The organism is Bradyrhizobium sp. Bra64 (genome assembly GCF_024519875.1).
GTDB lineage: Bacteria > Pseudomonadota > Alphaproteobacteria > Rhizobiales > Xanthobacteraceae > Bradyrhizobium > Bradyrhizobium japonicum_G.
The window spans coordinates 35,444-50,543 of the sequence record NZ_JALJRD010000026.1 but is presented as its reverse complement, the minus strand read 5'-3'; the positions used below and the strand labels follow the sequence as shown (position 1 = coordinate 50,543).

Genomic DNA, 15,100 nt, shown 5'->3' with positions numbered 1-15,100 from the left:
CCATCGCGCAGGGAAGGCCGAGTGATTGGCTACACCTGTATGCTGCTGTGCGGTTCTTTTGCGCTACATCTTCGCGCAGCGGACCGCGGGTGCCAGCCGGCACCCGGCCTTCCCTGCGCCCTCTTGGCTCAAGAGGGTGGAGAGATGGAGCAAAGCTCGGGCGAACACGCCGCGAGACCGCAAAGGCGTGTCTGCAAGCTGAGTTGCCAGTTGGAAGCGCTCGCAATGACGAGGTTGGGGAAGCTGCGCGCCATAGACTCGGACATCGGTGGGCAAAGTGAAGCGTGCCCGCCACCTTATGCCGTGATCGAAATGGTGGACACGGCGCTTCGCGCCTTTGTCCACCCAACGGCATCCCGCTAGTTTAGCACCCGCTTGTTGTCCGGACTGTCCAGCGAGAACGTCGGTACGTCGATCTCGAAGCGCTCGCCGCTTTCGCTGACCATCTGGTAGCGGCCGGTCATGAAGCCGGAGGCGGTCGTGAGCGGCACGCCGGAGGTGTACTCGAACCGTTCGCCGGGGGCCAGGGTCGGCTGCTCGCCCACGACGCCCTCGCCCTTCACCTCCTGCTGCCGGCCGGTGGCGTCGGTGATGATCCAGTGCCGCGTCTTGAGCTGCACGGTCTCGTCGCCGGAATTGGTGATGACGATGGTGTAGGACCAGAAGTAGCGGGAGCGGTCGGCCGACGACTGCTCCGGAACAAAGTTCGGCTCGACGGTCACTTCGATCTGGCGGGTCACGGCGCGGTACATGGTTGCTATCATACCGAAATCCGCCCGGGAACCAAACGCCGGAGGCGGCCTGGGCGACATCGTCCCGCCAGAATTCGCAGGGAAGTACGCCCCCCGGGGTGTACTCACATGTGATCCGATCGCTTTGCGAGATGACGAACGGACCGGTACACTCCTTGACACGCCGCGATCTGCGGAAGGGTTTTTAGGCCCCTATGACCATTGCCGACCAAGTGACGGGATCGACGATCGCGGGAACCACGGGTGCCAAGTCCGCAGGCCCCAGGCCGCGCACCGCGGCGCCGGCGATTTCGCTGCCCGCCATTGGCGAGCGCGAGCTTCGGCTCGACCTGTTCCGCGGCCTCGCGCTGTGGCTGATCTTCATCGACCATCTGCCGACGAGTCTGCTGACCTGGTTCACGATCCGCAATTACGGCTTCAGCGACGCCACCGAAATCTTCATCTTCATCTCCGGCTATACCGCCGCCTTCGTCTACGGCCGGGCCATGCTGGAATCCGGCGTCGTCATCGCCACCGCGCGCATCCTGCGTCGCGTCTGGCAGATCTACGTCGCCCACGTCTTCCTGTTCACGATCTTCCTCGCCGAAATCTCCTATGTCGCGACCAGCTTCGAGAACCCGCTCTACACCGAAGAGATGGGCATCATGGATTTCCTCAAGCAGCCCGACGTCACCATCGTGCAGGCGCTACTGCTGCGCTTCCGTCCCGTCAACATGGACGTGCTGCCGCTCTACATCGTGCTGATGCTGGCGCTGCCGCTGATCCTGTGGTCGATGAAATGGAAGCCTGACGTCACGCTCGGCCTCTCCGTCGTGCTCTACGCAGTGACCTGGGAATACGACCTCTACTTCTCGGCCTATCCGAACGGCTTCTGGGCCTTCAATCCGCTGGCCTGGCAATTGCTTTTCGTCTTCGGTGCATGGTGTGCGCTCGGAGGTGCGCGGCGGATGTCGCGCATTCTGGCTTCGCGGGTGACGATGTGGATCTCGATCGCCTATCTGGTCGCGGCATTCTACGTGACGCTGACCTGGTACGTGCCGCAGCTTTCCCACTTCATGCCGAAGCGGCTCGAGCAGTGGATGTATCCGATCGACAAGACCGATCTCGACGTGCTGCGTTTCACGCATTTCCTGGCGCTGGCCGCGCTCACCGTGCGCTTCCTGCCGCGGGAGTGGCCGGGCCTGAAGTCGCCCTGGCTGCGGCCGCTGATCCTGTGCGGCCAGCATTCCCTGGAGATATTCTGCCTCGGCGTCTTCCTCGCTTTCGCCGGCCATTTCATCCTGGCCGAGGTCTCCGGCGGCGCAGTCATGCATGCGGTGATTAGTCTCTCCGGAATCCTGATCATGTGGGGCGTCGCTTGGGTGATTTCGTGGTACAAGCGCGTAGCTGACAAGAGCGGTGCGAAAACCAAAATCGCCGTCGGCAACGCCGATATGGCGGGAGGGGGCTGATGAAGGCGAAGGTTCTCCTGAGCCTTATCCTGCTATGCGGTAACCTCGCCGCGCCGCCGGCGCGCGCGGGCGATGCTGCGCCTGCCGCCTCCGCCGTGCCCGCGGCCTGCGAATTGCCTGCCTATCTGCTCACCAGCGAAAGCCAGCTTCCCAAGGTCGCCGATGCCATCAAGGCCGGCAAACCGCTCGAGATCCTGGTCATCGGCAGCGGTTCGACCAGGATTCCGGCTTCGGAGGACAGCTCTTATCCGGCGCGGATGCAGGCGGTTTTGAAAGACAAGCTGCCGCCGGCGGAGGTCGTGCACGTCTCCGTAGAAATACAGAGCAAGAAGACGGCCGAGGAGGCGACCGGATCCTTCGTTAAGCTGATGGAAGCAAAAACGCCTACTTTGGTCATCTGGCAGACCGGGACGGTGGATGCTATCCGAGCCATCGATCCCGACGATTTTCGTGGCGCGGTAACCGAAGGGGTTGCTGCGTTGCAAAAGGCAGGGGCTGACGTCGTCTTGATGAATTTGCAATACAGCCCGCGTACCGAAACCATGATCTCGGTGCCGCCATACCTCGACAATATGCGGGTGGTTGCACAGGAGCATGATATCCCGCTGTTTGATCGTTTCGCGATCATGCGGCAGTGGAATGATCAGGGGCAGTTCGACCTGTTCAGCCCGTCCCGCGGGCCCGAGCTGGCGAAGCAGGTCCATGATTGCCTTGGCCGGGCGTTGGCACAGTTCGTGATCGACGCAGCCCATCTGGAGCCGGCCCAGCAGCAAAATTGAGGTCTAGCGTTAATGAGTTCTCTCCGCCCTTTTTGCCTGACGGCATGGCTGGCTGTGCTCGCAGCAGCAGTGCTGCTGCTGACGCCGGCCTCGGAGTCGCGCGCGCAGGCACAGGCCACGCAGTCGCCGCCAGCTCCGCAGCAGTCGGCTAGTCCCGCTCCCGCTTCGCCCTCCCAGACCACCGTCGCCGCGACGTCACCCGAGCAGCGCGGCATCACGGCGCGCGCCATCGACAAGGTGAAACAGGTCGCGAAATCCGCCGGCGACATCTTCAGCCGTGTCCCCTGCCTGTCGCCGAAGGGCGTCTCGAAGACGATGGGCTCGCTGCCGCATGTCGCGGGCAAGCTCGTCGCCGGCCAGCCCGTCGTGATCGTCGCGTTCGGCTCGTCGTCGACCGCCGGCTATGGCGCGAGCTCGCCCGATTTCAACTATCCGAACCGTCTCGCCGCGCAGCTGCGTCGGCAATATCCGACCGCCGACATCACCGTCATCAATGCAGGTGTCGGCGGCGAGGACGCGCCCGAGATGATGAAACGCCTCCAGAAGGAGGTGATCGACGTGCATCCGGATCTGGTGATCTGGCAGGTCGGCACCAACGCCGTGCTGCGCAATCTCGATCCCGGCGAGACCGCCAGGCTCGTCGAGGACGGCATCTCCCGCATCCAGGCCGCCGGCGACGCCGACGTCGTGCTGGTCGATCCGCAATATTCGCCGGCCATCAACCAGCGCGCGGAGAGCGCCGGCAAGATGGTGAAGCTGCTCGGCAAGGTCGCCGAGCTCCGTCACGTCGGCATCTTCCCGCGCTTCGAGGTGATGCGCGAATGGCACGAGAAGCAATCGATTCCGGTCGAGAGCTTCGTCATCGCCGACGGCCTGCACATGAACGATTGGGGCTATGCCTGCTTCGCGCAGCTTCTCGGCGACGACATCATCCGCTCCGTCGGCCAGATCAAGCTCGGGGTGAACGTGCCCGCGGACGTGCGGACCTATCGGCCGATGTAAGGCCGCTGCGTAGCCGCGCAGGGTGGGCAAAGGCGCAAAGCGCCGTGCTCACCATCTATCGGCAATGTGATCGTGAAGTGTGGGCACGCTGCGCTTTGCCCACACTACGAGAGCTCGATCGCCTCACGCCTTCTCCAGCGCTGCCGTCAGATCCTCGATCAGGTCATCCGCGTGCTCCAGCCCCGCCGAGAAGCGGATGAACCCCTCGCTGATGCCGAGCGCGGCGCGATCCTCCGGCTTCAAGCGCTGATGCGTCGTCGTCGCCGGGTGCGTGACGAGGCTCTTGGCGTCGCCGAGATTGTTCGAGATCTTGGCAAGCTTCAGCTCGTTGAGTACGCGGAACGCCGCCGCCTTGCCGCCCTTGACCTCGAAGCCGACCAGCGTCGAGCCGCCGCGCATCTGCTTCTTCACCAGCGCCGCCTGCGGATGATCGGCGCGGCCGGGAAAGACCAGCCGCGAAATCTTCGGGTGGTCCGCCAGCGCCTCGGCCACGCGCGCTGCCGTGTCGGTTTGCGCGCGCACGCGCACGGCCAGCGTCTCCAGGCCCTTGAGCAGGACCCAGGCATTGAATGGCGAGATCGAAGGGCCGGTCTGGCGCATGAAATTGTGGATGTGCTCGGCGATGAACGCTTCCGACGACAGGATGATGCCGCCCAGACACCGGCCCTGGCCGTCGATGTGCTTGGTCGCGGAATAGACCACGACGTCGGCACCGAGCGCGAGCGGGCTCTGCCAGATCGGGGTTGCGAACACGTTGTCGACGACGAGCCGCGCGCCGCCCTTGTGCGCGATCTCGGCGATCCCTGGAATGTCGAGCACGTCGAGCGTCGGATTGGTCGGACTCTCGAGGAAGAATGTCTTGGTGTTCGGCTTCAGCGCGCGCTGCCATTGGTCGAGATCGAGACCATCGACCAGCGTGGTCTCGATGCCGTAGCGCGGCAACAGGTCCTGAATGACGTAGAGGCAGGAGCCGAACAGTGCGCGCGAGGCCACGACGTGATCGCCGGCTTTCAGCGGCGCCAGGATCGCGGTCGTCACCGCCGCCATGCCGGTCGCGGCCGACCGTGCCGCCTCGGCGCCTTCGAGCTCGATCATGCGGCGCTCGAACATCGCGATGGTCGGATTGGAATAGCGCGAATAGATGAAGCCGGGGTCTTCGCCCTTGAACCGCGCCTCGCACTCCTCGGCGCTGTTGTAGACGTAGCCCTGGGTCAGGAACAGGGCCTCCGACGTCTCGCCGAATTGCGAGCGCAGGGTGCCGGAATGGACCAGACGGGTTTCGGGACGATATTGCGCGGTGGGCGCCGGTGACTTCGACATAGGACCTCCTGCGTGACCACCGAAATGGTCACAAAAAAACCGGCCTGGATAAAACCACGGGCCGGGATCACAGAGGTCCCCGGCCTGTTTAGCGACTTATTTAACGTGGCTGCAAGCCGGCCGGCTCAAATCACCACGGGATAAGTCATGCTCATATTCCGCAATGCTCTTTCCGTCAAGACGTCCATCGGATAGCCGTAAAACGCTTGTATTTCCCGCATGTCGGGATGTGTTTGACCCGGATGAGGGGCCCCCGGTTGAGTTTCACGATCGCCGCCGACGCCAATGGTATCCTGCCCGACCGCATGATCGCGGCGATGGCGGAGGCAGGGCTCATCCTGCCCGCCTACGACTTCGTCGAAAGCCAGATCCAGCCGGCGAGCCTCGACCTGCGGCTTGGCGACATCGCCTATCGGGTGCGCGCGAGCTTCCTGCCCGGTCCCGGCGCCACCGTCGCCGAGCGCATCGACGAGTTGAAGCTGCACGAATTCAGCCTCGCCGACGGCGCGGTGCTGGAGACCAACTGCGTCTACATCGTGCCGCTGCTCGAGAGCCTCGCGCTGCCACCGGAGATCGTTGCGGCGGCGAACCCGAAAAGCTCGACCGGGCGGCTCGATGTCTTCACCCGCGTCATCGCCGACGGCACCCGCCGCTTCGACATGATCGGCGCCGGCTATCACGGCCCGCTCTATGCCGAGATCAGCCCGAAGACGTTCCCGGTGCTGGTGCGCGAGGGCTCGCGGCTGTCGCAGGTACGCTTCCGCACCGGTGACGCCATCCTCAATGCCGACGAGCTCGATGCGCTGCATGCCGCCGAGCGTCTCGTCGACATCGACGATGCCGATCTCTCAGGCGGCGTCGCCGTCTCCGTCGATCTCGCCGGCGAGAAGGGAAGCGGCTTCGTCGGCTACCGCGCCAAGCGCCACACCGGCGTGGTCGATGTCGACCGCCGCGCGGGCTACGCGGTGGAGGATTTCTGGGAGCCGATGTCGGCGCGTCCCGACGGCAGCCTGATCCTCGATCCCGGCGAATTCTACATTCTCGCGTCTAAAGAGGCAGTGCAGGTGCCGCCCGATTTCGCCGCGGAGATGGTGCCGTTCGATCCGCTGGTTGGCGAATTCCGCGTGCACTATGCCGGATTCTTCGACCCCGGCTTCGGCTATGCCGGCGCCGGCGGGCAGGGCTCGCGCGCCGTTCTCGAAGTGCGCTCGCGCGAAGTGCCGTTCATTCTCGAGCACGGCCAGATCGTCGGCCGCCTCGTCTACGAGAAGATGCTGGCCCGCCCCGACGCCATGTACGGCCAGCGCATCGGCTCGAACTACCAGGCGCAGGGCCTCAAGCTGAGCAAGCATTTTCGGGTGTAGCGCCAACCCAGCTTTCCGCTGTCGTCCCGGCCTGGTGCGCAATTGCGCACGGGGGCCGGGACCCTTAACCACAGGGAGCAGTTTGGCGAGGACTCAGGGTTGATCTCTCGTGCGAAAATGACGCCCTGTGGCTATCGGGCCCGGGTCGCGCTTCGCTTGCCCGGGACGACAGGGTAGGGTGTTGCGGCACCAACGATAACAACAATCCGGGAGCGCACATGACCGCTGCATCAGACACAGCGCAGCAAGCCCAGTGGAAACGCTGGCGTGCGGTCGCCGATCTCTACCATGCCTATTTCACCGGGCTGATCCTCACCGTGGTCACGCGGCGCGGCACGGCGGATGCCGCGGAGTTCGTGTTTCGCGTGTTCCGCCGCCAGCAGCAGGAGCGCTTCCTGCCGGGGCTGGAAAAGCTCGGGCTGAGCCATCTGCCGCCGGCGGTCGCCGCCGCGCAATATCACTACCTCTCCAACTGGATCGGCGGCGTGCATGTCGAATACATGCATGAGAGCGACCGCAAAGCCTGGATCCGCTATCCGCCGCCGCGCTGGATCTGGAAAGGCACCGCGATCTGCGGAGTGCCTGGTGAGGTCAGCCGCGCGATGCTGCGCGGCTGGCACGCCAACAACGGCGTGGCGCTCGGCGATACCAGGCTCGGCTTCGTCTGCACCAAGCAGAGCGTCGACGGCCAGGACGGGCTCGAAGGCTACTATCATCTCTACGACCATCCGCTCGAGCTCGACCAACGCCTTGTGTTCGCCCGGCATCTCGAAGCGCCGCTGTTCGACGCGGCCACGGCGCCGGCCTTGCCGGTCGCAAGCTGGCCAAAACCGCGACTGGAAAAGGCCTATCGCAACTACGCCATGGAATATGTCCGCACCGCCGCGCCCGTGATGGTGCAATTGTTCGGACCGGAAGATGCCGGCTATCTCCTGCACCTCACCGGCAAACTGATCGGCATGCAATATTTCGACGAGGTCGCCGCAGCGTTGGCCATGAGCCGCGGTGGCGCAGCCGAGTTCGCGTCCTTCCTCAACGCGCTGTTCGCCGCGCAGGACGACGTGGCTGACACCAAGCAATCGGAGGGCGGCTTCGAGATCCGTCAGCAGAGCTGGAAGCTGATGGACGACGTCACCGACTATCACCGCGCCTGCGCGAAGGTGCTGGAGGGGCTGTTCGAAGGGCTCGCCGCGGGATGCGGCCGGCACATCGGCGTGCATCTGCGCCCGACGGCAGGCGGACGACCGCCGCTGGCCTGGACGATCAGCTAATTCCACCATTTGAAATGCGCTGCCGCAGGGCACGCCTGCACAAGGCGCAGGAGGAATCGGCAATTGCCGTGGTAACAAGCCTCTTGCCGCGCGCCCTGCGCGCACAAATCATTGGCACACCAAGTGATTGCTGCGCCGCAAATGGCGCTTCCGCCCGGGAGACGATATGTCAGACATCGCCGAAATCCCGGTCGATGAACAGGAGCGCCCGCTGCCGCCGCCTCCGCCGCCGGTGAAGAGCGCGCTGACGGACGGGCCGATCCTGCGCACGCTGCTTGGGCTTGCCTGGCCGAACGTCGTCGCATTGTCGGCCGGCACCTGTACCGTGATCGCGGAGACCTCCTATATCGGCCGGCTCGGCGTCGAGGCACTGGCCGCGATGGCGCTGGTGTTTCCAACCGTGATCCTGACCATGACGATGTCCGGCGGCGCCATGGGCGGCGCGGTGGCTTCCGCGATCGCGCGAGCGCTCGGTGCCGGCGATCGCGAGCGTGCCGGCACGCTCGCCGCGCATGCGCTCCTGATCGGCGTCACCTTCGGCCTCGTCTTCATGCTGGGCATGCTGATCTACGGGCCCAAAGTGCTCGAGATGCTCGGCGGCCGCGGCGATGTGCTGACGCATGCGATCGCCTATACCCAGGTGTTTTTCGGTGGCGCCGTGCTGCCCTGGCTGCTCAACACCATGGCCGGCGTGCTGCGCGGCACCGGCAACATGAAGCTGCCGTCGTTCCTGATTCTCAATTCGGCTGCCTGGCAGATCGTGCTCGGCGGCACGCTGGGTCTGGGACTCGGACCGGTGCCGCAATTCGGCATGCGCGGCGTCGCGGCCGGCGCGCTGATCGCCTATTGCATGAACATCGCCATCATGGGCTGGTACCTGTTCTCCGGCCGCGCCCGCGTCGTCCCGAAACTGCGCGGCCTGCGCATCCAATGGGCGATGTTCTTCGACATCCTGAAGGTCGGCGCCATCGCCTGCTTCTCGCCGCTGCAATCGGTGCTGACGATCTCGATCTTCACTCACATGCTGGCGAAGTTCGGCACCGCGATCCTCGCCGGCTACGGCATCGGCGCGCGGCTGGAATTTTTGCTGACCTCGATCGCGTTCTCGTTCGGCATCGCCTCGGTGCCGATGGTCGGCATGGCGATCGGCGCCGGCCGCACCGCACGCGCCCGCCGCATCGCCTGGATCGCGGGCGCGAGCGCCTTCGTCGCCGTCGGTGCGCCGGCGTGCCTGGTCGCGCTGTTCCCCGATCTCTGGGTCAACATCTTCACCGACAGCGCCACCGTGCGCGCCACCAGCCATCAATATCTGTCGACGGTGGCGCCGTTCTACGCCTTCATCGGGCTGGCCTCGACCATGTATTTCTCGTCGCAAGGCGCGGCCAAGGTCATCGGTCCCGTGCTGGCGCAGACCGTGCGGCTGATCTACATCGCGGCGGTCGGCTGGTGGCTGTCGACGCATGATGCCACCGCGCAAAGCTTCTTCTGGCTGGCGGCGAGTTCGATGGTCGTGCTCGGCCTGCTCTCGTGCTCCAGCGTGGTGCTGACGCGCTGGGGACCGCGCGAGACGAAGCCTGCGATCAGGCCTGCGCTTTCGGCCGCGGCTGACTAGGGCGCACGTGCCTCGGGCGCGCTTGCCGGATTTTTGTTTCCGAATATTTCCAATCATGGCTTGGCAATACCGGGTAACCGGAATGGCTCTTCGTCAAAGGCTCCGCGCCAGCTCCTGAGGACACCGTCACCGCGCGTTCACCAGAAGCACGGAAAGCCATCATGACCTCGATTTCGGCGCTCTCCTCTCACCACCACCACACATCACCATTGCAGCGGCTGCAAGATGAGCTGCAGGCGGAAGCCGGCTCCGGCACAATCAATTCGGCCGATCAGCCGGCGCTGTCGCCCGCGCTCGGCGACATCGATTCCGCCCTGCAATCGAGCAGTGCGAGCGATCAATCCAGCGGCGGCACATCGTCGCCTGAGGCTTTCAAGTCGAAGATCGACGGCCTCATCCAGCAGGAAGTTTCGGCCGGCAAGCTGACCGACCAGCAGGCCACCGAGCTGCAAGGTATCTTCAAGGCGGCGCTCTCCCATGGGCCGGGCGGGACAGGTGGGCCCGGTGGAGCAGGTGGCCCGCCGCCCGATGGTCCCGCTCGCGCCAGCGGCACGGATAATTCATCCAGCGGCAATTCGGCGTTGGACCTGCTTCAGCAATTCCTCGATTCGCTCAAAAGCCTGCTCGCGGATTCGACCTCGTCCAGCGGCACGGAATCGAGTGACACGACGAGAGCGGGCGGCTCGTCTTCGCCCAACGCCACGGACAGTTCGACGAGCGGCGATTCGGCGACGGACCTGCTCGAGCAATTTCTCCAGTCCCTGAAGAACTCGCTCGCGGATTCGACCTACAGCGCGGTGCGTTCAGGCGACCAGACGAACGCAAGCGACTCGTCGATTTCCGGCGTCCTCATCGACGATCGGATTTGATATCGGCGTCGCTTGCGTCCAGTCCGCCGGCGCGCCTCAGCGATGCTTGTGGCGGCGATGGCCGCCACCGCCGCCGACATTGGCCAGCCGCATCAATTGCGGGATCATCGCCATCATGTCGCCGCCGCCGGCGCCGCCGAGCATGCCCATGATATCGCCGCCGCCCATGCCGCCGAGCCCGGTCGGCATATAGCCGCCTCCGCCCATCGCGGTGTAGCCGCCATAATTGGGTGCGCCAAAGCCGCCGCCAAAGCCGCCACCTGTCATGCCGCCGATTCCGCCGCCGTCATTCTCCATCATGCGGCTCATCATCGGGCCCATGGTCTGCATCATAATGGCAAAGCGGCGCTTGCCCATCTTCGCCTTCATCATCTCCAGCATCGGGGCCATCTGGGTCATCATGTCCTCGCCGCCGGCACCGCCGCCGCCGAGGAACTGCGCCTTTGCCGGCGCGCTCGAAATCGAGAACATCAGCAGCACGGCGGCCGCCTGGCAGATCACCTTGTCCGCACCTCTCATGGCCTGCTCCTCGCGTGCGCGGCGCCGCCGGGAGAGCGGAGCCAACCGGACGCACGCCGCCATGGTTACGGCCGAGGAGAGGGAAGCTCTGTGAGAAAGATCACGCAGGCGGAAACGCCCGGTGGATCGCAGCGACGGCGTCCCTGGTTTGCCCCTGAACATAGGGCGCAAGCTCATTGGGTAGCATGTCGATGATCCAGAGCAGACGGCAGGCCTTGTCGCCCTCGGCGATCACCTGCACCGAGGCGCTGTAGTGCTTCAGCCGTTCGTTGTCGATCGCATAGACAAGCCGTTGCCGAGCATCGTCACAGTCGACCAGCACCTCGCGCGCCACCGATCCATTGGCGAAAGTGACTATGCGGGCATCGCCGTCGAGCGTGCAGGCCGTGACGAAGCCCGGCGCCAGCCGCTGATGCAACGCGCCGAAATCGCGGACGGCGTCCCAGACTTTGTCAGCGGAGGCGTTCAGGGGAACGTCGTTATAGACGGAGGTCATGAAAGGTGTCCTTGATCATGTTGGGTAGTCGCTACAAACGCCGTCATTGCGAGTTCCGCGAAGCAATCCAGAGATGTTGCCGCAGAGACAGTCAGGATTGCTTCGTCACAAGAGTTCCTCGCAATGACGAGAGCTAGTGGCCAAAGCTCACACACAAACCGCCTCGACGTTGTTACCGTCAGGATCGATCAGGAAAGCCGCATAGTAAGTCGGGCTGTAATCCTTGCGCGGGCCGGCGCCGCCATTGTCGCGGCCGCCGCTCTTCAGGCCTGCGCTGTGGAACGATTTGACCGCATCGTGGTCCTTGGCGCGGAAGGCGATATGCGTGCCATCCGCCTTGCGGCCCTTGTTCAGATGCAGCCAGAGCGCCGGCTCGCCCTTCGGTCCGAAGCCGGCATAGCCGTCGCCGCTCGAGCACAGGACATGACCGAGCGGGGCCAGCACCGCGGTGTAGAAGCGCGTGGCGGCGTCGAGGTCGGCAACGCGCAGTCCGATGTGGTCGTACATGGTCGTCTCCATTTCCAAAGCGCGCCGCAATCGGCGCGCGCCGGAGACGAACCTAGTCAGTTGAGGGCGAGCTGCTCTTGGAGAATCTTGCGCTTCCCCTTCGAGGCCTGCCGGAACTTGGTCGGCGATACGCCGGCGGCGCGGTGGAAGGTGCGGACGAAGTTGGAGAGGTCGCCGAAGCCGACGTCATAGGCGATGTCGGTGACCGCGATATCGTCGTCGGCGAGCAGACGCGCCGCATGCCGCAGCCGCGAGCGCACCAGATATTGATGCGGCGTGACGCCGAGCACGCTCGAGAACAGCCGCAGGAAATGAAACGGGCTGAGGCCCGCCTGCCGCGCCGCCTGTTCGAGATCGACCTCGGCATGCGAGTTGGAGTCGATCCACAGCGCAGCTTCCACGGCGCGGCGGCGGTCGCGCGCGGTCGGCGTGGTCGGCTTGCGCGGCCTGCCCGAGACGACATCGACGAACCGGCCGGCAAGGATCTGCCCGACCTCGTCGAGGCCCAGGTCGCTGTTGCCATCTGCCGCCGTCTGGGCGAGCTCGCCCAGCACCATCAGCTCGGGCAGCGGCGGCGTCGCACCGACCTGCCAGACCTCGCGCCGTCCGCCGAGGGCGTCGACCAGATCCTCACCGAGGAAGAACGACAGGCAGACGTCGCCGCTGACATGCTCATGCGTGCAGGTGTATTCCTCGCCGGGCGCGCCGACCAGCATCGAGCCCGCCACCAGCTCGAAGAACCCGGCGCGGCAATGGCAGCCAAAGCTGCCGGCTCGGACATAGGCGATGGAGTGGCCGGTGCGGCACTCGGCAAACGGGCTGTCGTCCGGCCCCGCATCGCAGCGAAACTCGGAGACCGTCATCGAGCGCATGGTCAGCAGCGTGGTTGCGTCCATGCCACCTATCTAGGCATGATCCGGACAAGTGTGTAGCGGTTGTCCGACAAGATCATGCCCAAAAAACAAAGCTGAGGTGCGATTGCGATCGCGCCTTAGCTGGGCCTCGGCGGGGCAACGGGCAGCAGCACGTCGAACAGCGTCTTGCTGGCGATCGGATGGGCGCCCTCCAGCGAGAGCAGCCGCCGCTTGGAGATCACCCCGCCGTAAGGCGAGAGCCGGTCGGCGTAATTGCCGGCCTCCAGCACCCGGTGGCAGGGCACGATCAGCATGTAGGGATTCTTGGAGATCGCCTGCGCCACCGAATGCGCGGCGCCGGAGGCGCCCAGCGCCCTGGCGATCTCGTGATAGGTGCGGGTCTCCCCGCGCGGGATGGTGCAGGTGTGCTCGTAGACCCGGCGGTTGAAGCCGGGCACGCCGCCGGCATCCAGGCTGACCTCGGAGAAATCGGGATCGCCGCCTTGCAGCAGGCCTGCGATCCCCTCGATCGCGAGCTCGACGTTCTCGGAAGGCCGCTGCTCGCGCGCCTCGGGATGGACCTGGAAAATCCGGCGGCGGGTGTCGATCTCCCGCGCCTCCGGCAATTGCACGGCGACGATTCCGGTGCTGCTCCAGATGATGCCGCAGCGCCCTATGGCCGTGTCGAATATCGCGTAGCCACGCCCCACCATGCACACGCCCCACTCAGTGCACGTCTCTCCCCAGACACATGATCATAACACCGCCACAATCCGGCGCACCAGGAATCTTGCCAGGACGTTAAGAAGCGTCGGGCCAGTAGCGCCAAAGCGCTTGGCTGGCGGCGCCGTCTCGGCTAATCAGAGGGGCGCAAGCTGCGCATCCGCGGGCGTAGTTCAATGGTAGAACGGCAGCTTCCCAAGCTGCATACGAGGGTTCGATTCCCTTCGCCCGCTCCAAGCTCCTCCGAGATTTCCTTCCGATCGACCTGACAGGTGCAAGCGCACGTCGCGCAGCGCGCGAGATTCCAATATATTAGCCACGCGATGCCGGCGTTCTTCGCTGCGCGCGCTAAGCTCCTCTCGCCCGGCGGCTTGCGGCCCTCGTCGCTGCGGCACGTTCGGACAACGGCCACGACTTACAAGAAATGGACCAGCAAAAACTCGATCGCGCGATCGGTCGCCGCCTGAAGACGCTGCGGACGCAAGCGGGCATGACGCTGAACGAACTCGCAGGCCGCTCCGGCGTCAGCCGGGCGATGATCGGGCGGGTGGAGCGGGCGCAGAGCAGTGCGACGGCTGCGCTGCTCGGAAAGCTGTGTGCGGCACTCGACGTGTCTCTGAGCGATGTCGTCGCGCTGGCCGAGAAGCCGCCGGAGCGGCTGGTGCGTCTTGCCGACCAGCCGCACTGGCGCGATCCCGAGAGCGGCTATCGCCGCCGGCATGTTTCGCCGACGGACGCGGCGAGCGGCATCGAGATCATCGTCGTCGATTTGCCGGCCGGCGCGCGGGTGCCATACAGCCCGTGGGGCCGCAACGCCTTCACCCAGCAGCTCCTGATGCTGGAGGGCGCGATCGCCGTGCATATCGACGCCAAGGCGGTGCGGCTGCGCGAGGGCGATTGTCTCGACTTCGACGTGATGCGCGCGGTGATCTTCGAGAACGAGACCAAGCAGGACGCGCGCTACGTCATCATCACGCGCCGCGGCGCCTCCTACGGGAAGATGTGAGGATGCCGATGCGATATGAAATCCTGGAGTGAACCTGACGATGCAGATCCGCACCGGCGACACCTTTGATCCGCGCGTCATCGCACTGCTCGATCATCACGTCACGGCCGCGCGGGCGCAGACCGCGCCGGGCAGCGCCCACGCGCTGGACCTCTCCGGCCTGCGGGCGCCCGACATCGCGTTTTGGACCGGCTGGGACGGCGAGACGCTGGTCGCCGTCGGCGCGCTGAAGACGCTCTCGTCCGAGCATGGCGAGGTGAAGTCGATGCACACGCTCCAGACCACGCGCCGGCGCGGCTTTGGCGGCCGGATGCTCCGCCACATCATCACCGAAGCCCGTGTCCGCGGCTTGAAGCGCCTCAGCCTCGAGACCGGCTCGTGGGATTATTTCAAGCCGGCGCACGCGCTCTACCTGGCGCACGGCTTCGTCGCGTGCGGTCCATTCGAGGGCTATGTCGAGGATCGCAACAGTCTGTTCCTGACGCTCGACCTTGCAGCCGGGTAGGGCGGCCGGGCGCAAGCCCGGCTCGAAATCGGCGATCCATCCCTCAAAATGAGTTGCGTACCTCAAAACA

The 15,100-nt window shown here is 65.1% G+C and carries 16 protein-coding genes, 1 tRNA gene and 1 riboswitch; of the genes, 10 read left to right on the top strand and 7 right to left on the bottom strand.

Annotation, left to right across the window (positions count from 1 at the left end; all coding sequences use genetic code 11):
- Positions 1-359: 359 nt before the first annotated feature.
- Positions 360-752 (bottom strand): Co2+/Mg2+ efflux protein ApaG, encoded by a 393-nt coding sequence (gene apaG, locus NR187_RS34690; protein WP_211384222.1) that lies wholly within the window; start codon positions 750-752, stop codon positions 360-362.
- Between the two features lie 194 nt (positions 753-946).
- On the opposite strand from apaG, the gene NR187_RS34685 reads away from it, so the two are divergent.
- The 3 genes from NR187_RS34685 to NR187_RS34675 are packed head-to-tail and all read left to right on the top strand — an operon-like array spanning position 947 to position 3,984.
- Complete coding sequence (locus tag NR187_RS34685; RefSeq protein ID WP_256809497.1) at positions 947-2,203, top strand: OpgC domain-containing protein; 1,257 nt, start codon at positions 947-949, stop codon at positions 2,201-2,203.
- A complete protein-coding gene (locus NR187_RS34680) occupies positions 2,203-2,982 on the top strand; it encodes an SGNH/GDSL hydrolase family protein (protein WP_256809495.1) in 780 nt (259 codons plus the stop codon). Before NR187_RS34685 ends, NR187_RS34680 begins: the two co-directional genes overlap by 1 nt.
- A gap of 12 nt (positions 2,983-2,994) precedes the next feature.
- The gene (locus tag NR187_RS34675) at positions 2,995-3,984 is read left to right on the top strand and encodes an SGNH/GDSL hydrolase family protein (protein WP_211384166.1); all 990 of its coding nucleotides are present in this window, start codon (positions 2,995-2,997) and stop codon (positions 3,982-3,984) included.
- 123 nt (positions 3,985-4,107) lie between these two features.
- Here the strand turns inward: NR187_RS34675 and NR187_RS34670 are convergent, their stop codons facing one another.
- Entirely contained in the window at positions 4,108-5,304 is a 1,197-nt protein-coding gene (locus NR187_RS34670) for an O-succinylhomoserine sulfhydrylase (RefSeq protein WP_256809493.1), read from the bottom strand.
- A gap of 67 nt (positions 5,305-5,371) precedes the next feature.
- Positions 5,372-5,451, bottom strand: a riboswitch (SAM riboswitch).
- Between the two features lie 95 nt (positions 5,452-5,546).
- Here NR187_RS34670 and NR187_RS34665 point away from each other — a divergent pair.
- The 4 genes from NR187_RS34665 (at position 5,547) to NR187_RS34650 (ending at position 10,420) form a co-directional block, all read left to right on the top strand.
- On the top strand, positions 5,547-6,668 hold the full coding sequence (locus NR187_RS34665) for a 2'-deoxycytidine 5'-triphosphate deaminase (protein ID WP_372703295.1): 1,122 nt from the start codon (positions 5,547-5,549) through the stop codon (positions 6,666-6,668).
- A gap of 218 nt (positions 6,669-6,886) precedes the next feature.
- Positions 6,887-7,939 (top strand): hypothetical protein, encoded by a 1,053-nt coding sequence (locus NR187_RS34660; protein ID WP_211384169.1) that lies wholly within the window; start codon positions 6,887-6,889, stop codon positions 7,937-7,939.
- Positions 7,940-8,105: 166 nt separating this feature from the next.
- Positions 8,106-9,551, top strand: coding sequence for an MATE family efflux transporter (locus NR187_RS34655; protein WP_256809488.1), 1,446 nt, complete (start codon positions 8,106-8,108; stop codon positions 9,549-9,551).
- Positions 9,552-9,712: 161 nt separating this feature from the next.
- Entirely contained in the window at positions 9,713-10,420 is a 708-nt protein-coding gene (locus tag NR187_RS34650) for a hypothetical protein (RefSeq protein ID WP_211384171.1), read from the top strand.
- Between the two features lie 36 nt (positions 10,421-10,456).
- Here NR187_RS34650 and NR187_RS34645 read toward each other — a convergent pair whose 3' ends face one another.
- The 5 genes from NR187_RS34645 to NR187_RS34625 all read right to left on the bottom strand — a co-directional run bounded on the left by NR187_RS34645 (position 10,457) and on the right by NR187_RS34625 (position 13,509).
- Positions 10,457-10,939 (bottom strand): hypothetical protein, encoded by a 483-nt coding sequence (locus NR187_RS34645; RefSeq protein WP_211384172.1) that lies wholly within the window; start codon positions 10,937-10,939, stop codon positions 10,457-10,459.
- A gap of 100 nt (positions 10,940-11,039) precedes the next feature.
- Positions 11,040-11,435 (bottom strand): SRPBCC family protein, encoded by a 396-nt coding sequence (locus NR187_RS34640; RefSeq protein WP_211384173.1) that lies wholly within the window; start codon positions 11,433-11,435, stop codon positions 11,040-11,042.
- 147 nt (positions 11,436-11,582) lie between these two features.
- A complete protein-coding gene (locus tag NR187_RS34635; RefSeq protein ID WP_211384174.1) occupies positions 11,583-11,942 on the bottom strand; it encodes a VOC family protein in 360 nt (119 codons plus the stop codon).
- 56 nt (positions 11,943-11,998) lie between these two features.
- Positions 11,999-12,838, bottom strand: coding sequence for a helix-turn-helix transcriptional regulator (locus NR187_RS34630; protein WP_256809486.1), 840 nt, complete (start codon positions 12,836-12,838; stop codon positions 11,999-12,001).
- A 95-nt stretch (positions 12,839-12,933) separates the two neighbouring features.
- Entirely contained in the window at positions 12,934-13,509 is a 576-nt protein-coding gene (locus tag NR187_RS34625; RefSeq protein WP_211384176.1) for a methylated-DNA--[protein]-cysteine S-methyltransferase, read from the bottom strand.
- A 172-nt stretch (positions 13,510-13,681) separates the two neighbouring features.
- Here NR187_RS34625 and NR187_RS34620 point away from each other — a divergent pair.
- From NR187_RS34620 to NR187_RS34610, 3 genes are all read left to right on the top strand, one after another.
- Positions 13,682-13,755, top strand: a tRNA-Gly gene (locus NR187_RS34620).
- Between the two features lie 188 nt (positions 13,756-13,943).
- On the top strand, positions 13,944-14,525 hold the full coding sequence (locus NR187_RS34615) for a helix-turn-helix domain-containing protein (RefSeq protein WP_256809484.1): 582 nt from the start codon (positions 13,944-13,946) through the stop codon (positions 14,523-14,525).
- A gap of 40 nt (positions 14,526-14,565) precedes the next feature.
- On the top strand, positions 14,566-15,030 hold the full coding sequence (locus tag NR187_RS34610; RefSeq protein WP_211382363.1) for a GNAT family N-acetyltransferase: 465 nt from the start codon (positions 14,566-14,568) through the stop codon (positions 15,028-15,030).
- The last annotated feature ends 70 nt before the right edge of the window (positions 15,031-15,100 follow it).